The sequence below is a fragment of the Micromonospora sp. DH13 genome (assembly GCF_020873825.1).
GTDB lineage: Bacteria > Actinomycetota > Actinomycetes > Mycobacteriales > Micromonosporaceae > Micromonospora > Micromonospora haikouensis.
The window spans coordinates 213,719-231,904 of sequence record NZ_JAHWGR010000008.1 but is presented as its reverse complement, the minus strand read 5'-3'; the positions used below and the strand labels follow the sequence as shown (position 1 = coordinate 231,904).

Annotated in this window: 15 protein-coding genes and 2 pseudogenes; 6 read left to right on the top strand and 11 right to left on the bottom strand. The window is 76.8% G+C overall.

What is annotated here, in order from left to right; genetic code table 11:
- Positions 1-455: pseudogene (locus LPA42_RS11180) on the top strand (sulfate adenylyltransferase); the annotation flags it as partial.
- Positions 456-1,082: 627 nt separating this feature from the next.
- On the opposite strand, the pseudogene LPA42_RS11175 reads toward LPA42_RS11180, so the two are convergent.
- The 3 genes and pseudogenes from LPA42_RS11175 to LPA42_RS11165 form a co-directional block, all read right to left on the bottom strand.
- Positions 1,083-1,478: pseudogene (locus tag LPA42_RS11175) on the bottom strand (hypothetical protein); the annotation flags it as partial.
- A gap of 175 nt (positions 1,479-1,653) precedes the next feature.
- Positions 1,654-2,010: a hypothetical protein gene (locus LPA42_RS11170; RefSeq protein WP_141722256.1), complete on the bottom strand. Its 357-nt coding sequence runs from the start codon at positions 2,008-2,010 to the stop codon at positions 1,654-1,656.
- Positions 2,011-2,151: 141 nt separating this feature from the next.
- Positions 2,152-3,261 (bottom strand): PIN domain-containing protein, encoded by a 1,110-nt coding sequence (locus LPA42_RS11165; RefSeq protein WP_077937629.1) that lies wholly within the window; start codon positions 3,259-3,261, stop codon positions 2,152-2,154.
- A 90-nt stretch (positions 3,262-3,351) separates the two neighbouring features.
- Here LPA42_RS11165 and LPA42_RS11160 point away from each other — a divergent pair, with 90 nt between their 5' ends.
- Complete coding sequence (locus tag LPA42_RS11160) at positions 3,352-4,053, top strand: alpha/beta fold hydrolase (protein WP_077937627.1); 702 nt, start codon at positions 3,352-3,354, stop codon at positions 4,051-4,053.
- Positions 4,054-4,144: 91 nt separating this feature from the next.
- On the opposite strand, the gene LPA42_RS11155 is transcribed toward LPA42_RS11160, so the two are convergent.
- The 8 genes from LPA42_RS11155 to LPA42_RS11120 all read right to left on the bottom strand — a co-directional run bounded on the left by LPA42_RS11155 (position 4,145) and on the right by LPA42_RS11120 (position 13,946).
- A complete protein-coding gene (locus LPA42_RS11155; protein WP_228986529.1) occupies positions 4,145-4,873 on the bottom strand; it encodes a VOC family protein in 729 nt (242 codons plus the stop codon).
- Between the two features lie 47 nt (positions 4,874-4,920).
- Positions 4,921-6,921 (bottom strand): bifunctional diguanylate cyclase/phosphodiesterase, encoded by a 2,001-nt coding sequence (locus LPA42_RS11150; RefSeq protein WP_228986533.1) that lies wholly within the window; start codon positions 6,919-6,921, stop codon positions 4,921-4,923.
- Positions 6,922-7,022: 101 nt separating this feature from the next.
- Positions 7,023-7,961 carry an NAD(P)-dependent oxidoreductase gene (locus LPA42_RS11145; protein WP_077937624.1) on the bottom strand — a complete coding sequence of 313 codons (939 nt, stop codon included), beginning with the start codon at positions 7,959-7,961 and terminating at the stop codon, positions 7,023-7,025.
- Between the two features lie 47 nt (positions 7,962-8,008).
- The gene (locus LPA42_RS11140) at positions 8,009-9,148 is read right to left on the bottom strand and encodes a cytochrome P450 (protein WP_228986528.1); all 1,140 of its coding nucleotides are present in this window, start codon (positions 9,146-9,148) and stop codon (positions 8,009-8,011) included.
- Complete coding sequence (locus tag LPA42_RS11135) at positions 9,141-10,634, bottom strand: class I adenylate-forming enzyme family protein (protein ID WP_077937617.1); 1,494 nt, start codon at positions 10,632-10,634, stop codon at positions 9,141-9,143. Before LPA42_RS11135 ends, LPA42_RS11140 begins: the two co-directional genes overlap by 8 nt.
- Before the next feature lie 30 nt (positions 10,635-10,664).
- A complete protein-coding gene (locus tag LPA42_RS11130) occupies positions 10,665-11,402 on the bottom strand; it encodes a glycosyltransferase family A protein (RefSeq protein ID WP_198956554.1) in 738 nt (245 codons plus the stop codon).
- On the bottom strand, positions 11,399-12,430 hold the full coding sequence (locus tag LPA42_RS11125) for a 3-oxoacyl-ACP synthase III family protein (protein WP_077937616.1): 1,032 nt from the start codon (positions 12,428-12,430) through the stop codon (positions 11,399-11,401). Before LPA42_RS11125 ends, LPA42_RS11130 begins: the two co-directional genes overlap by 4 nt.
- A 199-nt stretch (positions 12,431-12,629) precedes the next feature.
- On the bottom strand, positions 12,630-13,946 hold the full coding sequence (locus LPA42_RS11120) for an alkaline phosphatase PhoX (protein WP_228986527.1): 1,317 nt from the start codon (positions 13,944-13,946) through the stop codon (positions 12,630-12,632).
- A gap of 275 nt (positions 13,947-14,221) precedes the next feature.
- Between LPA42_RS11120 and LPA42_RS11115 the strand changes: the two genes are divergently transcribed.
- The 4 genes from LPA42_RS11115 to LPA42_RS11100 all read left to right on the top strand — a co-directional run bounded on the left by LPA42_RS11115 (position 14,222) and on the right by LPA42_RS11100 (position 18,185).
- Positions 14,222-15,070 carry an endonuclease/exonuclease/phosphatase family protein gene (locus LPA42_RS11115; protein ID WP_077937614.1) on the top strand — a complete coding sequence of 283 codons (849 nt, stop codon included), beginning with the start codon at positions 14,222-14,224 and terminating at the stop codon, positions 15,068-15,070.
- Positions 15,071-15,224: 154 nt separating this feature from the next.
- A complete protein-coding gene (locus tag LPA42_RS11110) occupies positions 15,225-16,316 on the top strand; it encodes a hypothetical protein (protein WP_144082634.1) in 1,092 nt (363 codons plus the stop codon).
- Between the two features lie 52 nt (positions 16,317-16,368).
- On the top strand, positions 16,369-17,397 hold the full coding sequence (locus tag LPA42_RS11105; protein WP_077937612.1) for an ATP-binding cassette domain-containing protein: 1,029 nt from the start codon (positions 16,369-16,371) through the stop codon (positions 17,395-17,397).
- Positions 17,397-18,185, top strand: coding sequence for an ABC-2 family transporter protein (locus LPA42_RS11100; RefSeq protein ID WP_077937611.1), 789 nt, complete (start codon positions 17,397-17,399; stop codon positions 18,183-18,185). The genes LPA42_RS11105 and LPA42_RS11100 overlap by 1 nt, the downstream gene beginning before the upstream one ends.
- Position 18,186 lies beyond the last annotated feature (1 nt).

Here is an 18,186-nt window from a genome sequence, read left to right as displayed (position 1 = left end):
CGGCGGTGGAGACCGCCGACGGGCCGGTCGAGGAGGCGTTCCCCCCGATGTCGGTCACCGTCCGCCTCGAAGACGAGATCGACATCTCCCGCGGAGACATGATCTGCCGCCCCCACAACGCCCCCACAGTCGCGCAGGACATCGAGGCGATGGTCTGCTGGATGGACGAGACCCGCCCCCTGACCGTCGGCGGCCGCTACGCCATCAAACACACCACCCGCTCCGCGCGGGCCATCGTGCGGGGCCTGCACTACCGCCTCGACATCAACTCCCTGCACCGCGACGAAACCGCCACCGAACTCAAACTCAACGAGATCGGCCGGATCCGCATCCGCACCACCGTTCCGCTGCTCGTCGACGACTACCACCGCAACCGCACGACGGGAGGCTTCGTGATCATCGACGAGGCCACCAACCGCACGGTGGGCGCGGGCATGGTCGTGCAGCGCGACTGACGTCGCGCCGCGAAGAGGATCGGGGGTCGGCGTTCGCCGGCCCCCGATCGTCGTGTGCGCCGCCGGGGCCGTCGGGCACGCCGCCGGCATGGGCAAGCGCGCCGGCGGTATCGTCGGGCGCGCCGCCACGATCGTCGAGCGCGCAGCGGCCAGCTAGGCCCCGCGCCCCGGCGGGTCGACCCGGGCCGCCCAGCGGCGCAGCAGGTCGATGCCCTCGTCGAGCTGCCCGCGCTCGGTCAGCAGCGTGATCAGCAGCGGCAGGGACCGCCGGTTGCCCTGCTCGACGGAGCGGCGCAGCAGGTCGATCGCCTCGTCCGGGCGGCCACCCGCGGCCAGCAGGGCCGCCAACTCGTCGTGCGCCCCGGGATCGCCGAGGTCGGCGGCCACGCGCCAGTAGCGTTCGGCCTCCTCCGCCTGGCCCCGCTCGGCCAGCAGCGCCGCCAACCGGGCGGCGGCGTGCCCGTCGCCGTGGTCGGCGCGCAGCCGCAGCTCGTCGGTGTGCCCCCGGTCGGCCAGCAGGTCGACCAGGACGCTGCCCGCCCCCCGCGCCCCAGAGGCCCCCGAGTCGGCGAGGTCGCGCAGGTAGCCGGTCGGGTCGGGCACCGGCGTCAGCCCGGTCGCCTCCGACCCGAAGAACCGGCTGCCGCCGAACTCCAGGCGCAGCCGGTCGTCGAGGTCGTCGGCCAGGGCGATCATTCCGCGTACGGCCAGCAGCAGGTGGGTGGGGACGAAGTCCTGCCCGAAGACGGGAATGGAGGCCCAGACCGTGCCGCCGGTGCAGTAGACCCGGCCGACGACCAGCCCGTTGGTCAGGTCGGAGAGGCGCTGGTAGAGCGTCTCGGTCGGCTCGACGCCGGTGAGCAGCGGCGAGAAGACGTCCACCAGGGGCGGGTCGTCCTGGACGCGTACGAAGATCATGGCGGAGCCGGCGCGGATGCCCACGTCGCCGTCGGCGTCGACCCGCAGCTGGTCGGCGGTCACGCCCAGGACGGCGGCCAGGATCCCCTTCACCCGCTCGGTCAGCTTGCCGCCCTCGGCGGGCGCGTCCCCGAACGCGGACGGCGGCGGGCGGCGCGGGCCGGCGACCGGCCGCGCGGCCAGCGCGGCGGCCAACCTGGTGCGCCCGGGAACGGGCGCGGCGGTCGTGGTTGTCGCCGGGCGGGCGGCCAGCGCGGCGACCCACCGCTGCCACCGGCTGTCACGCGCCGTCATCGTGGTCACCGTCCGGTGTGTCGGCGGGCGGTTCGGCCGGCGGTTCCACCCGGACCTGGTCGAACATCTTGGCGATCACCAGCGGCGCGGCCACCCCGAAGGTGAAGCTGGCGAACGCCGTGTCGGCCAGGCCACCCGCGCCCGCCGCGGCGGCCAGGCCGGTGCCCGCCGCCGCCCGCAGCAGGACGGCGAAGACGACGATCGGCCGGTCCCGCCGGTCCCGCCACGGCCACTGCCACCGGCCCCCGGACTCGCTGGTCGGGCGCATCATGGCGGAGAGATTCAGTGCCTCCGCGACGGCGCTGCCGACCATTCCCCACATCGCGGCCATCCATAGAGACACGTCCCAACCCTAGCGATCGAGGGAGCCGCCACCGGCACCGCCCCACGAGTGGGTGGCGACGCCACTGCCCACGGTAGCCGGGTGCCACAACGGACGGTCCGGCCCGGACCGTCCGTTGTGGTGGCCGCTGCGAAAGCGCGGTCAGGAGGCCGCCGGCACGGTCAGCAGGTAGTCGTCGGCGTCGGCGCTCCACCGCAGGTCGACGATCCCGCTGGTCGCGGCGGCCTTGCAGAACTGGAGGAAGCTGCGGTAGCCGAGCTTCTTCTCGCTGAAGTCCGGGCGCGCCCGGCGCAGCTGGTTCTTCAGCCCCGACAGGGCGACGTCGCCCTCGCCGCGAGCCAGGTCGGCGACGACGGACCGGAGCAGCCCGAAGGCCACCTCCCGGTCGCCGTGCTCGGGCAGGGACACCTCGGGGTCGCCCTTCGCCGGCCCCTCGGCCAGCTCGATCACCGTCCGGCCGGCGAGGTGCCGCAGCAGTTCGCCGAAGGTGCGGAAGCCGTAGTCGGACTCGCTGAACGTCGGGTCCTTGCGCAACAGGGTGCGCTTGAGCGTCGAGGCGGTGACCTCCCCGCTGGAGCTGCCCTGCAGGCCGGCCACGGTCTGGGCCACCAGCACGCTGAGCGTGTCGACGTCGCGGGCCGGCTCCGCGCCCACCGGCTGCGCCTCGGGCTCCGCCGCCTCCACCGGCTCCGCCTGCTCGACCTGCCCGGCCTGCTCGGGCTCCGGGCTGGGCAGCCGGGCGGGCCGGCCGCGCCGCGCCCGCGCCGGCGGGACGTCGACGCCCTCGAGGCGGTCGTAATAGAGGAACTCGTCGCACGCCGGCGGCAGCAGCGCCGAGGTGGACTTCTCCACGCCCACGCCGATGACCCGCTTGTTGAGCTCCCGCAGCTTGTGCACCAGCGGCGTGAAGTCGCTGTCGCCGGTGCAGATCACGAACGTCGAGACGTACGCGCGCTCGAAGGCCAGCTCCACGGCGTCGACGGCCATCTTGATGTCGGCGGCGTTCTTGCGCGAGGCGCCCATGCGCTGGGGCATCTCGATCAGCTCGACGTGGGAGCGGGTGAGCATCCGCCGGTCCTCGTCGAAGTAGGACCAGTCGGCGTAGGCCCGGCGCACCACCACCCGCCCCCGCTCGGCGAGGGCGTCGGCGAGGGGACGCAGGTCGAAGACCATGCCGCCGAGGTGCTCGCGCGCCCCCAGCGCGAGGTTCTCGTAGTCGAGGAACAGGGCGATGCGGTCTTCGTGATCCACGGACGCCAGCGTACGCCCGGCGCCGGCCACCTGCGGCTTACGCGCCGCGCGGCGGCCCGACTGTCGGGGGTGGCGGCTAGCGTGCCGGGCATGGACCTCATCCTGATCCCGGGCTTCTGGCTCGACGGCTCGTCGTGGCGCGGGGTCGCGCCGGCCCTCGAACGGGCGGGCCACCGCGTGCGGGCGCTCACCCTGCCCGGCCTCGACCCGGCCGACGCCGACCGCGCCGGCATCCGGTTGCGCGACCACGTCGCCGCGGTGGTGGCCGCCGTCGACCACGCCGACGGGCCGGTCGTGCTCGTCGGGCACTCCGGCGGCGGGGCGATCGCGCACGCCGCCGCCGACGCGCGGCCCGACCGGGTCGCCCGGGTCGTATACGTGGACGCCGGGCCGCTCGGCGACGGTCACCCCATCAACGACCAGTTACCGGTGGTCGACGGCGTGATCCCGCTGCCCGACTGGTCCGCGTTCGGCGAGGAGGACCTGCGCGACCTCGACGACGAGCTGCGGGCGGCGTTCCGGGCCAGGGCGGTGCCCCAGCCCGCGGCGGTCGCCCGCGACCCGCAGGTGCTCACCGACGCGCGCCGCTACGACGTGCCCGCAACGATCATCGCCTGCGAATACCCGGCCGCCCAGCTGCGGGAGTGGATCGACCAGGGGCACCCGTACGTGGCCGAGCTGGCCGCCGTGCGCGACGTCGAGTACGTCGACCTGCCCACCGGCCACTGGCCGCAGTTCACGAAGCCGGCGGAGCTGGCGCAGGCGATCCTCGCGGCGGTCGACCGCCGTTGAGACGTCGGCCGGGCTGCGGGGCGGCGGCGGGCACGGCGCGCCGCGGCTGCGCCCGGGGCGGGGCCGGGACTATGCAGGGCGGGGGCCGGGGCTACGCCGGGGCGGGGGCCGGGCGGATGACGGTGAACACCGCGCCCGCCGGGTCGGCGAGCGCGGCGACCCGACCGGTCGCGACGTCCCGGGGCGGCACCAGCAGCCGCCCGCCCAGCCCCTGCGCCCGCCCGGCCACGTCGTCGGGGTCGGCGACGGCGAAGTAGACCATCCAGCCGGTCGGCAGCAGGCCCGCCAGCGGCGGGGGCAGCGCCAGCCGGCCCGCCACGGGCCGCCCGGCGGCCAGCAGCAGGGCGTACGAGTCGTCGGGGGCGCCCGGCGGCGTGCTCGCCCGCAGCCCCAGGGCGTCGGCGTGGAACCGGTCGGCGTCGGCGGGGGCGGTCGTCATGTACTCGTACCAGCTCGGGCGGCCGGGGCCGGGGGCGACGAGGTCGGTGCCGGCGCGCAGCCGGAAGGACCCGCCGAGCGGGTCGTGCACGTCGTCGCCGTCGAGGCGCGCCCCGGCCCGGCCGGCGGCGGCCCGGACGGCCTCGACGTCGCCGGCGGCGAGGACCGTCCACCAGCGGCCCGGGGCGGCAGCCTGCTCCAGCTCGGCGGCGGGTGTCCCCCCGGCGTACGCGGCGGTCGCCCCGGCCCGTGCGGGGTGCGGGCCGGCCGGCGCGGCGTACGTCCAGCCGAGCAGGTCGGCGTAGAAGGCGCGGGCGGCGTCGGGGTCGGGGGTGGCGAGCGTGACGCCGCCGGGCAGCGCCGGTGCGGGGGATGCGTTCACCTGGGTCTCCGGTGGGGGCGGCGGGTCGGGGCGGGCCGGGGCGGCGGTCAGTGGTCGGGGCGGCGGAGCGGAGCGTCCAGGGCGACGGGACCGTCGTCGGGCACCCGGTTGAGCAGGACGTCCAGCGGGATGGGACGGCCCAGGTGGAAGCCCTGGCCGGCGTCGACGCCCAGCCGGCGCAGGGCGGGCACCAGCGCGTCGCGGTCGACCGACTCGGCGACGGTGCGCATGCCCAGCCCGTGCGCGGCGCGCACGACCGCGTCGATGAGCACCGGGTCGGCGCCGCCCCGGTCGGCCTGCCGGACGAAGTCCCCGGCGATCTTGACAGTGCTGAACGGCAGGTGCTTGAGGTAGGCGAACGAGCCGAAGCCGGCCCCGAAGTCGTCCAGGCTCAGCCGGCAGCCGGCGTCGCGCAGCGTGCCGGCGAGGTTGCGCACGGCGGCGACGTTGGTGATCGCCGCCGTCTCGGTGACCTCCAGGCCCAGCCGGCGGGCCTCGACGCCGGCCGCGCGCAGCCGCCCCACCACCCAGTCGCCGAAGCCGGGCGACTCCAGCGACCGGGCGGAGATGTTCACGTCGAAGCGGGTCCCGGCCGCCGCGGCCGCCGGGTCGGCCAGCGCCGCCGTGGCGGTGGCCACCACCCACCGGTCCAGCTCCCCGATGAGGTCGTCGCGCTCCACGGTGGGCAGGAAGTCGGCCGGCGCCAGCTCCGGCTCCCGGCCGTCGCGCAGCCGGATCAGCAGCTCGTGGCTGACCACCTCGCCGGTCAGCAGGTCGATGATGGGCTGGGCGTCGAGGCGCATCCGGCGCTCGTCGAGGGCGCTGCGGACCCGGGCGACCACGTTGACCCGCTGCACGGCGTGTCGGTACTGCTCGGGCAGGTAGAGCCGGGCCCGGTTGCGCCCGGCGTTCTTCGCCTCGTAGAGCGCGAGGTCGGCGTGGGCGAGCGCCACGTCGCGGGTGTCGCCGGGGGTCAGCGACGCGGCCCCGATGCTCAGGGTGACCCGCAGGCCGGCGTCGACCAGCGGCACGGGGCTGCGCACCGCGGCGTTGCACAGGCCCTCGGCGACGGCGAGGGCCCCGCCGGCAGTGGCCTCGGGCAGCACGACCGCGAACTCGTCGCCGCCGAGGCGGCCCAGGACGGTGCCCGCCGGCAGGTGCCGGACGAACAGGCGGGCCAGCACGCGCAGCACGTCGTCGCCCACGGCGTGCCCGTGCACGTCGTTGATGTCCTTGAAGTTGTCGATGTCGATCAGCAGCAGGGCGCCCGAGCGCCCGCCGCCGGAGGCGAGCAGGTCGTCGAGGCGCGCGAGCAGGGTGCGGCGGTTCGGCAGGTCGGTCAGGGGGTCGCGCTCGGCCAGCCGGGTCAGCTCGTCCTGGGCCCGCCGCATGGCCGTGATGTCGTGGGCGGTGCCCAGGACGCGCTCCGGAGCGCCGGAGTCGTCGGTGAAGACCTCGCCGTAGCACTCGAAGACGCGGACCGTCGCGCGGTCGGGAAGGTACATGCGGTGGGTGTAGGAGAAGGGCGCCGCGTTGGCCAGCGCCGTCTCCAGGGTCCGCTCGATGAGGCCGATGTCGTCGGGGTGCACCAGCTCGCGGTAGGACGGGTAGTCCAGGGTGGTGCCCGGCGGCAGGCCGAACATCTGCAACAGCACGTCGGACCAGACGACCTCGCCGGTCGCCACGGTCCACTCCCAGGTGCCGACCTTGGCCAGCTGCTCGATGCGGGCCAGTCGCCACCGGTGGTTGCGGCCCCGCTCGCGTTCGCGGCGCTCGGCGCTGACGTCGCGTACCTCGTACACGCGCAGGGTTTGCCCGTCGGAGTCGACGCCGTGGCAGCACACCTGCAACCACCGGGTGGCGTGCTCGGCGGCCGGCCAGGGGACCTCGACGGCCGGGCCGCCCGGCTCCACCCGCGCCAGCGGCAGCTCGTCCGGCCGGACCCCGAGCCGGCCGGCGGCCACGTTGGACCAGAGGCAGCGACCGTCGGGGGCGAGCACCAGCAGGGCGGTGCAGGAGGCGTCGGCCGCGACCGCCGCAAGAGTCATCACCTGGCGGGCACCCCATCCCTCTCCCCAGGCACGGATCGCACGGGGACGCCCTCGCACGAGGGGCCCCGACGCATGGTCATCCGGCCGCGACGCGGAGTCTACCCACGGTCGTGGCCGCCGCGCGTCCCGCGCGCCGCGCGCCCTGGTCCGTCCGGCGCGGCCAGGTAGTCGGCGAGGTCGCGGCGCGGCCGGTAGCCCTGGGCGATGGCCCGGCCGAGGTCGAGCACCATGTCGCGGGCGAGCTGGTCGACGGCGTACCGGGTCAGCAGCGGCGGGCGGCGGGTGAGCCCCGACCAGGCGGTCGACGCCGACGCGGCGGCGCGGGCGAGACCGGCCGGCACGTGCGCCAGCCGCGCCGCATCGCCGGCCGCGGCGAGGACCGCGCGCAGCACGGCGTCGCGCGAGTACGGCCGGGCGTCGGCGATGTTGTAGGCCCCGGCCGGCCAGGCGGGGGCGGCCAGGCAGGCGTCGGCCAGGTTCTCCACGGCGGTGAGGCTGAGCCGCACGTCGGGGCCGGGCACCGGCAGCCATCCGCCCCGGCGGGCCTGCAGCAGCCGGGGCAGCAGGTGCGGGTCGTCGGGGCCGTAGACCGCCCGGGGGCGCAGCACGACGGCACCGGCGGCGAGGGCGAGGCGCTCGCCGGCGGCCTTGGTGCGCCCGTACGCGGAGAGCTGCCCGTCGGTCGGGTGGTCCTCGGTGACCAGGGCCGCGCCCTGCGGCCGGTAGACGCTGGCGCTGCTCACCCAGACCAGTGGGCGACCTGCGGCGGCGTCGAGCACCCGGGCCGCCCCGTCGACGTTGACGGCCCGGTAGGCGCGTTCGGCGGCCCGGCCGGGCGGCGGGTCACCGACCGCCGCGGCGAGGTGGACGACGACGTCGGCGCCGGCGAGGTCGGGGGCGGTGCGCGCGGCGTCCCACGGGACGTGCCTTCCGACGGGGCCGGGGCGGCGGCCGAGGCAGCGCACCCGGGCGCCGGCCGCCAGCGCGGCCCGGGCCACGGCGGCGCCGCAGAAGCCGCTCGCCCCGGTCACCGCCACCTCGGCACCGTGGAGGTCCGCCCGCGGGCCCTGGGTACCCGCCGAACTCACGTGCCGGCCCTGATCACCAGGCGCGCCCAGCCGGGCAGCGCGGCGCGGCCGTCGGCGCGGGCCCGCGCCACGACCGGCCGGTGCGGGGCGAGCGCGGCGAGGGTGTCGGCGAGCTGCGCGCGGGCCAGCCGGGCCCCCGGGCAGGAGTGCGGGCCGGCGCCGAAGACGAGCCGCGCGATCCGGGGCGGGGCCGGGGCGGCCGGGTCGGGTCCGGCGCGGTGCGCCCCGGCGGCGTGCCGGGCGACCAGCAGCAGCCGGTCCCCGGCCCGGACGGGGCAGCCGGCTGCGGTGCCCGCCGCTGCGGCGGCCCTGGGCAGCAGCGGGCTCGGCGCGGTGACCCGCAGCAGCTCGTCGACCAGGGTGTCCCGGCGGGCCGGGTCGGCGGCGGCGTCCCACAGCCGGTCGTCGGCGCACCAGGCGACCGCCCGGGGCAGGCCGGAGACGGTGGTGTTGACGGCGGCGACGGCGAGCATGCCGGCCAGGCCGGCGGTCTCCGGCGGCACGCCGAGCAGGTCGGTCAGGTCGGCCACGGCGCGGCGGGCGGCGCGGGCCCGGCCGGGCGGGTGCGGGCCCGGTAGCTGCGCGGCGGCGGCCGTGGCGGCGGCGCGGCGGGCGGCGGCGGCCAGGGCGGTGGGGTCGGCGTCGACGCCCAGCAGCGCCGCCGCGGTGACGCCGGCCAGTTCGGCGGCGACCGGCACCAGGTCCACCGGTTCCCCGGCGGCGAGCGGGGCGAGTCGCCGCCGCAGCACCGCCGTCCAGACCGGGCGCAGCTTGGCCACCCCGGCGGGCCCCAGCCCGTCGTGCAGGGCGCGGCGCAGCCGGCGGTGCTCGGGGCCCTCCTGGTCGAACAGGAGCCCGTCGGCGCCGAGCCGGTGGGCGGTCCCGCCGACGGTGCCGGCGGCGGCCCGGTCCAGGGGCAGCCGGGTCAGCGCGTCGAGGTACGCCTGCGGGTCGTGCACGAGCACGGTGCGGCCCAGCCGCAGCGCCGGCCGGTGCCGGGTGGCGACGAGCAGCGTGAACAGCAGCGGGTAGCGCCGCAGGTAGACGCGGCGGTCGCGGCGGCGGCCCCGGCCGGACCGGCCGGCCCCGGCGGGGGCCGCGTCGACAGGGGCCGCGGCGGCGGGGCGTTCAGCCACGGCCGCCCCGCCGGGGGCTCGGGACGGGCCGGCCCGTCGCGGCGGCGGCCAGGGCTGCCGTGGCGGCCCGGTCGGGCTTGCGGGACCGTCCGCTCGTCGGCACCGGTGCGATGAGCAGCGCGTCGGGGCGGGCGGCGCCCATCCGCGCCAGGACCGGGTCGAGGGCCCCGCGCAGCCGGCCGGGGTCGGTGCCGGGCTCGGGTTCGACGACGGCCACGAGCCGTTCGTCGCCGTCGCCCGCGGGCACGCCGACCAGGACCGCCAGGTTGACCCCGGGCACGTGCAGGGCCGGCTCGTACAGGCCGGGGTAGATGTTCTCCGCGCCGCGCAGGATCATGTCCTTGCTGCGGCCGGCGAGGACGATGCGGTCGCCGTCGAGCCGGGCGACGTCGCCGGTGTCGACCAGCTCGTGCGGCTCCTCGCCGAGATAGCGGTGCGCCTGCCCCGGCCCGGTGAGCAGCAGCCGCCCGTCGGGCCCGACCCGGGCGTCCACCCCGGGCAGCGGCGCGCCGACGAGGTCGCCGTCGCCGGTGAAGGCGGCCTTCTCGGTCGCCTCGACGGCGGCGGCCGGGAAGAGCTCGGTGAGGGCGTACACCCCCCATGCCTGCTCGGCGCCGGCCCGCCGGGCCCGGTCGAGCAGGGTGGCGCTGACCGGCGCGGAGCCGCTGTAGAACCGGCCGGACAGCCGGGGCCGCTGCGCCAGCAGGGCGCGCAGCTGCGGCGGGGTGAGGTAGCTGGCCTGCGGGCGCAGCCGGGCCACCTGCCGGGCCAGGACCCGGGGCGAGCGCGCCGGCAGGGCCACCGGCGCGCCACTGGCCAGGGCCGGGACGAGGACGAAGAACGTGCCGCCGAGCACCGGCGCACCCGCGCGCGGCCGGACCAGGTCGGCGACGGCGCGCATTCCGGCGTCCAGGCCGGCGCGGCGGTGCACGACCGCCCGGGGGCGGCTGGTCGTGCCCGAGGTGAAGATGATCACCGCGTCGTCGTCGGGTCCGCCCCGGTCGGGGGCCGGGCCGGAGCGGGGGCGCAGCGCCGGGGCGCAGCCGGGCAGCCGGCGGCCGACGGTACGCACCGGCCCCAGCTCGGCCAGCCGGGGCAGGGCCAGCCGGGCCCGGTCGGCCAGCGGGCGCGCCCACCCCGCGACGGCCTGCGCCGCCGCGTCGGCGACGACCAGGGCCGGGCGGGCCAGGGCCAGGCGCGCGGTCAGCACGTCCGGGCCGGCGCTGGGGTCGAGCACCGCCACCCGCAGCCCGAGCCGGTGCGCGGCGAGCAGCACCGACAGGGCCAGGGGGCCGGGGCGCACCGCCACCCCGAGGGTGTCCCCGGCGGCGAGGCCGTGGTGGTGCAGGGCGGCGGCGTACCCGTCGGCGAGGTCGGCCAGCTCGCCCCGGGTGGCCCGGGTGCGGGTGCGGCCGGTGGGGCCGGCGGCGAGCACGGCGGGCCGGTCGGGGTGGCGGCGCAGCACGGCGGCCAGTTCGTTGAGCATCGTGGGACTCGTTTCCGGGCGGGGGTGCGGTCAGCGCGGGTCCGGGGAGAGCCGGCCGCTGCCCCGGTCCAGGTACCAGGCGGCGGTGCGGCGCAGCCCGTACGCCCGCAGCCGCCGGGTGGAGTTCTCCACCACCATGGTGCGCTCGTGGACGATGGCGTCGGTGTGCCGGCGTACCCGGTTGAGGAACTCCCGGTCGGTCGGGGACGGGCGGCGGGGCATGCCCCCGGCGGCGAGGTACGCCTCGGCGGTGATCGCCATGTTGTTGCCCGCGTGCATCCGGTACGGGGCCCGGTAGCCGGGGCCCCGGTGGGCGGGGCGCAGCCGGCCGAAGGTGCTGGCGACGGCGACCAGGCAGCGGAACCCGGCCCGGCCCAGCGGGCCGTGCTCGTCGCGGCGGGCCTCGATCCGGCCGCACGCCATGGCCGCCCCGCCGGTGAGGGCGCGGCGGGCGGCGGCCACCCAGCCGGGGTGGGGCAGGCAGTCGGCGTCGGTGCGGGCCAGCAGGGTGGCGCCCTGCGCGATGGCGTGCCGGAAGCCGGTGTCGACGGCCGCGCCGACGCCCCGCTGATCCTCCCGCAGCAGCCGGGTCGGCACCGGCGCGCGCACGGCGAAGCGGCGCACCTCGTCCCGGGTGCCGTCGGTGGAGCCGTTGTCGACCACGAGCAGGGTGAAGTCCCGGTCGGTCTGCGCGGCGAGGGCGGCGAGGGTGCCACCGATGCGGGCCACCTCGTTGTACGCGGGCACCACCACCCACAGGGCGGTCACGACTTCTCCCAGACCATCGTCATCAGGCTGACGCCGCCGCCGAGGCCGACGAAGAGCACCCGGTCGCCGGGGCGCAGCGTGGCGTCGACGCGGGCGAGCTGCACGCCGAGGGTGGCGCTGGCGAGGTTGCCCAGCTCGCCGACGGTGATCTCCAGCTTGTCCCGGGGTACGCCGGTGACCTCGACGAACCGGTCGAGGTAGGGCAGGGTGACCTGATGGACCAGGACCCGGGCGTAGTCGGCCCAGTCGAGGCCCGTGCGGCCCCGGACCCGGTGCAGGATGTCCGCGCCGATCTTCTCGAACACGTCGCGCAGGGCGCGCCCGTCGCCGGTGAAGTAGGTGTGTTCGTCGCCGCGGGGGTGGCGGGAGCCGCCGCCGGGGATGCCGCCGACCGTCCAGTGCTCCGACCACGTCTCGGTGTCGACGTCGACGATCCCGCCGCGCGCGACCGGCTCGACCAGGACGGCGGCCCCCGCGTCGCCGAAGGTGTAGCCGGCGAACGCGCCCCGGGCCTGGTCGAGGTCGGTGACCTGCCAGCGCATGGCCCGGGTGGGGGTCTCCCCCGTCACGACCAGCGCGCGGCGGGCCCGGCCGGCGAGGATCGCCGAGCGGGCCAGGTCGATGCCGTTGAGGAAGCTGTTGCAGGCGTTGGTGACGTCGAGGGCGTGGGCGTGGCTGCCGAGTTCGGCCTGCACGATGTGGGCCGTGGCGGGTTCGGCGACGTCCCGGGTGGCGGAGGCGAACAGCAGCAGATCCACCTCTTCGGGTTCCCGGCCGCCGGCGGCGAGCGCCTGCCGGGCGGCGCGCACGGCGAGGGTGGAGGCGTACTCGCCGTCGGCGGCCAGCCGGCGGGAGGAGATGCCGGTCATCCGTGCGAGCAGGCCGTCCGGCAGGGTCAGCCCGCTGGCCTCGGCGAGCCGCCGCTGCACCTCGGCGGTGGGGACGGCCTGCCCGGGGAGGCTGGCCCCGACGGCGGTGATGCCCACCCGCCCCCGGGCCGGGCTCAGTGGTGGTGTGGGGTCGATCATGCGTTGAGCTTGCCCAACGCTCCCGGCGAGCGGATGAGTAGGGGTGCTCATGTTCGCCCGGCGGGGTCGCGGCGCGCGCTCGCGGTCGCGCGGGGCGGCGGCGGAGCCGCCCGCGGCGACGCCACCCTGTGGCGGGAATCACGCGCCGCGGCGGCCCGGCGGGAACACCGGGCCGCCGCGCGGCGCGTCGTCCGGCCCGCTACCTGCGGAAGGGGCCGGTGATCTCGAACGTCGTGCCGGGGGCGTAGCAGTTGACGTACATGGTCCGCCGGTCGTCGGCGAAGCAGGCCCCGGCGAACTCGCCGTACGACGGCGCGGACTCGCTGCCGAGGTTCTGCCGGTTGCGGGCGAACAGGTACGGCTCGCCGTCGACGGTGGTGCCCATCAGGTAGCTGTCGCCGTCGCCGTCCTGGCAGAGCATCAGGCCGCCGGCCGGGGTCATGCAGATGTTGTCGGGCGTCTTGTACAGCTCCGCCCCCGGGTCGGTGCCGCGGAACACGACGACCAGCGTCAGCGTGTTGGTGGCGGGGACGTACCGCCACACCTGGCCCTGGTGGTCGGCCTGGGAGCCGTGCTCGCGCACCGCGAAGGAGGAGACGAAGTAGGCCGCGCCGTCGGTGCCCCACCACGCGCCCTCCAGCTTCTGGGCGTGCGTCACGCCGCCGGGGCCGTAGTCCTGCAGCCGCACGGGCGCGCTCGTGGCGAGGGGGTCCGGCACGTCGAGCCACTCGACGCCGCCGAAGACGGCCCCGGGCTCCTGAACGGTGGACAGGTCGGCCACGCCGGGCACCCGCATCACCTGGAGCCGCCCGCCGGCCCGCAGGCTGCCGTGGCCGCCGAGCGGCCGGCGGGGCAGGAACCGGTAGAAGCAGCCGAACTTCTCGCCGTAGGCGTCCTCGGTCTCGTACACCACGCCGGTGCGGGGGTCGACGCAGATGGCCTCGTGCGCAAAGCGGCCCATGGCGGTGAGCGGCGTCGGGTCCACGTTGCGGTCGGTGCGCCACGGGTCGACCTCGAAGATGAAGCCGTGGTCCTTCTCGTGGCCGCCCTCGCCCCGCCGGATCTCCGTCTCCTCGCAGGTCAGCCACGTCCCCCAGGGGGTCACCCCGCCCGCGCAGTTGGTCGAGGTGCCGCCCAGGCTGATCCGCTCGGCCACCCCGCGCGGCCCGACGACCAGCGTCGTGGTGCCGCCCACGGCGACGGGGTCGTAGGTCAGCTCGGCGGGCGCGACCACCGGCGCGGCGGCGCCCACCCGGTTCTCGTGGTTGCGGACGAGCCGGACGTCCCGGCCCGGGCCCGAGAACGCGGCCATCCCGTCGAAGCTGCTGGGCGCCACGCCGGCCGGCGCGGTGCCGCGCTCCCGGGAAAGGACCCGGTAACGGAATCCGCGGGGCAGGTCCAACAGCCCGGCCGGGTCCGCCACGAGTGGGCCGTATCCGCCGCCGTGGCCCGCGACGGCGGGGGCCGCCGTGAAGAGCGCGTCAATTGTGCCCGAGAGCGCGACACCTGCGCCCATGATTCCTGTTTGCGCGAGGAAACTTCGCCGATCGAGACCCAAGACAGCTCCTTAGTTCGAGAGGGCGAGCAATCGTAACCGTTCAATGCCAGGGCTGTCGTTGCGCGTTACCCGTACATCGTCCGTACCGGTGCCCCTATTTCTTTTTGCGGGCCCCCTGTCCCGGTGGCCGGCGGGCGTCCGGCGCGCGCCCCGCGCCGGGCGCGCGCTGCTACGGTGCGAGGCGTCGCGGACCCGGAGCCGACGGGCCGTCGCACGGGGAGGTCGGGGTCGGGATGCCGCTGCGCGTCGTCACGTACAACATCTGGGGCACCGGGACCCCCCACCGGTACTGGCACGACCGGGCAGTCCTGCGCGGGGCCCGGGCGGACAGCCCGGCCCTCGCCGAGGCCGACGAGCGCCGGGTGTGGCGGCGCCGGGCCGCGCTGTTGACCCGCGCGCTGGCCGACGCCGACGCCGACCTGGTCGCCCTCCAGGAGGTGCCCGCGCCGGCCGGGTCGGGGGCCGGGCGGGCGCGGGAGCTGGCCGACGGGCTGCCCGGGCGGTGGGAGGTCGCGCACTCCGGTCCCGGTCCGGTGCCCGGCCTGGCGGTGCTGAGCCGCGCGCCGATCGACTCGTGGCGGGTCTTCCCCGTGCCCGGCTTCGGCGGCTTCGGCGGCTTCGGCGGCCACCCGGGCGTGCTGGAGGTGTCGACGTCCGCCGTCACGGTGTGGGTGGCGCACCTGCCGGTCGGGCCCGACGAGGTGAAGGAGGCGTGCCTGCGGGGCCTGGAGGCGGCGGCCGGGGCGGCCCCGCCGGAGCGCCCGCTGCTGGTCTGCGGCGACCTGAACTGCCCGGCGGACGGCACCCTGCTGGGCCGGTTGCGCGACCGGGGCGCGCTGGTCGACGCGTGGGCTGCCGCCGGCGGCTCCCCGGCCGCGCTGACCATGCCGACGCCGGCGCCGACCTGGCGGCTCGACCACGTCCTGGTGCGCGCCGCCGACCTGGTCCGCGCGAGCCGCCCGGCCCTGCTGGGCACCGCCTGCGACGACAGCGGCCAGTATCCCTCCGACCATTTCGGGGTGGCGCTGTCGCTCGACGTGCAGCCGCCCGCGCCTGCATCGCCTGACCTCGCCTCGCATTGACCGACGACAAAGCAATGGGACCGCCGACACGCACGGGGGAAACGGTGTCAGGGGTCGCCCCCGATCGGCAACGCTGGTACGTTGACCGCGATCCACGCCGATACCCGATCGTGACACCGCCGGCCGGAAGGAGAAGGAGTTGTCTCATGGTGGCGTGTCCGTAGCCGTCATGACGCACCCGTCCCGGCGACACCTCGCGGAGGACCTCGCGCGGCGGCTGGCTCCCTACCCGGTCGAGATCGTCCTCGACCCCGAGCCCGACGGCCCGCCGCGGACGCTGCGCACCGCCAGCGCGGCGTGGGCCGCCGTCGGGCCCGGCTGCACCCACCACCTGGTGTTGCAGGACGACGCGGTGGTGTTCCCCGGTTTCCTGGAGCACGCCTTCCGGGCCGTGCAGGCCCGGCCGGACGGCGCGGTCGCCCTGCACAGCGACTGGGGGTCGCGCAACGGCGCCGCCGTCCGGATGGCCGCCCTGCTGGGCGCGCGCTGGGTCCGCGCCGTCTGCGACTACGTGCCGACCATCGCGTTGGCCCTGCCGGCCACGGCGGCCAAGGGGCTCGTGGACTACCTGGCCGGGCAGGACCCGGACGAGGCGGACGACGTCGCCGTGGCCCACTTCGCGCGGGAGGTCGGGCTGCCGGTCCACCTCGCGGTGCCGAACCTGGCGGCGCACCACGACGTGCCGAGCGTGGTCGGCAACAACGACCGGGGCCGCCGCGAGGCGTCCTGCTACGTGGGCGAGCCGCCGCCGGGATGGTCGCCCGACCCGGCGCGCACGCTCGACGGCTTCGACTGCCTGCCCTACTTCAAGCACGGCGAGCCGCGCGTCGTCATCGAGAACGACCGGCCCACCAACAACTGGAGCCCGGTGCCGCTGGAGGCCGCCGTCGACCGGTTCGGCGTCGACGTGCCGGCGCTGCGCGAGCGGTACGCCCGCGACGTGGCGGACCCGCAGCCCTGGCTGGCCGACCTCGCGGCGCGCGTGCCGGCCGACCAGCTGTGGTCGCTGTGGGTGACGGCGTGCCTGATGGGCCTGGCCCGCACGCGGGTGGAGCCGTTCCGGTCGCTGTGGGACTCGTGGGGTCGGCCGGTCGAGCCGGTGCTGCGCGAGCGGGTCCTGGCCACGCTCGCCCTCGGCGGGATGTTCCCCCGGGTGACGCACCCCGAGGTGGAGCGGCTCGGCGCGGCTCCGGCGCGGCTGGCCGCGCTGGGGTTGGCCGCCGGCGACGCCTGGGGGCGCGACTGACCGCCGGGGCCGCCCGCGCCCCTCGTCGTCCGTCAGATCGGAGCACAGCGCCATGGCCCCCACGGCCGCACTGGTCGAGGCCTCCGGCCTCGTCAAGGAGTTCCGCCGCCCGCGCAAGGCGCCGGGCCTGGCCGGCGCGCTCCGGCACCTGGTCACCCGGCGCTTCGACGTCCACCGCGCCGTCGACGGCATCGACCTGCGCGTCGACGAGGGCGAGTCCGTGGCGTACGTCGGTCCGAACGGCGCGGGCAAGTCGACCACCGTGAAGCTGTTGACGGGCATCCTGGTGCCCACCGCCGGCGAGGTGCGCGTCGCCGGGGTCGTGCCGCACCGGGACCGGGTCGCCAACGCGCGCAACGTGGGGGTGGTCTTCGGCCAGCGCACGCAGCTGTGGTGGGACCTGCCGGTGCAGGACACGTTCGAGCTGCTGCGCGACATGTACCGCATCCCGGCGGCCGACTACCGCCGGTCGATGGACCGGCTCTGCGAGGTGCTGGAGATCGGCCCGCTGCTGCCGGTGCTGGCCCGCAAGCTGTCCCTCGGGCAGCGGATGCGGGCGGACCTCGCCGCCGCGCTGCTGCACGAGCCCCGCATCGTCTACCTCGACGAGCCGACCATCGGGCTCGACGTCTCGGTCAAGGACCGGGTGCGCGCCTTCCTGCGCCAGCTCGTCGCCGACGGCACGACCGTCCTGTTGACCACGCACGACGTGGGTGACATCGAGGAGGTGTGCCGGCGCATCGTCGTCGTCGACGAGGGACGGATCCGGCACGACGGCCCGGTCGACGTCCTGCGCGACACCCTGGCGGGCCACTCGACGGTGCGCTTCCAACTGGCCGCGCCCGCGCCGCTGGAGCTGATCCGACAGCACCTGCCCGACGCCGAGGTGAGCGCCGGGGCCGGCGAGCGCGACCTGGTGGTCCGCTTCGACCGGACGCTGCGCCCGGCGGGCGCGGTCGCGGCCGCCGTGATGGGGCTGGTCGAGGTGCGGGACCTGCGCATCGACGACGAGGGGGTCGCCGACCTGATCCGCCGGCTGCACGACCGCGACTCCCCGGCCGCCCTGACCGGTGCCGGCTGATGCGGCCCTACCGGGCCATGGCGCGGATCGCCTGGCGCAACGCCCTGGCCTACCGGGTGCCGTTCCTCATGAGCCTGTCCATGCTGGTGTTCAACCTGGTGGCCATGTTCGCGCTGTGGCAGGCGCTGCTGGGCGACGGCAACTCGCTGGCCGGCTTCACCTGGCCGCAGATGAAGGCGTACCTGCTGGTGTCGTTCTTCACCAACTGCCTGGTCTCGACGTTCACCGACTTCGCGATGGCCTCCCGCATCCGCAGCGGCGCGGTGGCCGTCGACCTGGTCAAGCCGGTGGACTACCAGAAGGGCCGCTTCGCCGAGGCGCTGGGCTTCGCGCTGCTGGAGACGGCGGCGGCGGCGACCGTGTGCGCCGTGGTCCTGGTGGCCTTCGGCGGGGTGCCGCTGCCGCCGCCGGGGCGGCTCGCCCTGTTCGTGGCGAGCCTCGCCGCCGTGGTGCCGCTGAAGTTCCTCATCGTCTACATGTGCGGGCTGCTCTGCTTCTGGACGCAGAACTACCTGGGCATCAGCCTGGCCCGGGTGGCGGTCTCCGGGATCCTGTCCGGGGCCACGGTGCCGTTGGCGTTCTTCCCGGCGTGGCTGCGCCACGTCGCCGAGGTGCTGCCGTTCCAGGCCGTCACGAACACCCCCGCGATGCTGTTCCTGGGCCGCTCCCCCGGGCTGCCGGGCGCGCTGGCGGTGGCGGTGCAGCTGCTGTGGGTCGTGGCGCTGTGGTGGCTGGCCCGGCGGCTGTGGCACGTCGCGGTCCGCCGGCTCACCGTGCACGGGGGCTGAG

Coding starts and splice junctions, on each gene's coding strand:
- LPA42_RS11160 (WP_077937627.1), top strand. CDS start 3,352: ATGGACCTCATCCTGATCCCGGGCTTCTGGCTCGACGGCTCGTCGTGG.
- LPA42_RS11150 (WP_228986533.1), bottom strand. CDS start 6,921: ATGACTCTTGCGGCGGTCGCGGCCGACGCCTCCTGCACCGCCCTGCTG.
- LPA42_RS11135 (WP_077937617.1), bottom strand. CDS start 10,634: ATGCTCAACGAACTGGCCGCCGTGCTGCGCCGCCACCCCGACCGGCCC.
- LPA42_RS11125 (WP_077937616.1), bottom strand. CDS start 12,430: ATGATCGACCCCACACCACCACTGAGCCCGGCCCGGGGGCGGGTGGGC.
- LPA42_RS11120 (WP_228986527.1), bottom strand. CDS start 13,946: ATGGGCGCAGGTGTCGCGCTCTCGGGCACAATTGACGCGCTCTTCACG.
- LPA42_RS11115 (WP_077937614.1), top strand. CDS start 14,222: ATGCCGCTGCGCGTCGTCACGTACAACATCTGGGGCACCGGGACCCCC.
- LPA42_RS11105 (WP_077937612.1), top strand. CDS start 16,369: ATGGCCCCCACGGCCGCACTGGTCGAGGCCTCCGGCCTCGTCAAGGAG.
- LPA42_RS11100 (WP_077937611.1), top strand. CDS start 17,397: ATGCGGCCCTACCGGGCCATGGCGCGGATCGCCTGGCGCAACGCCCTG.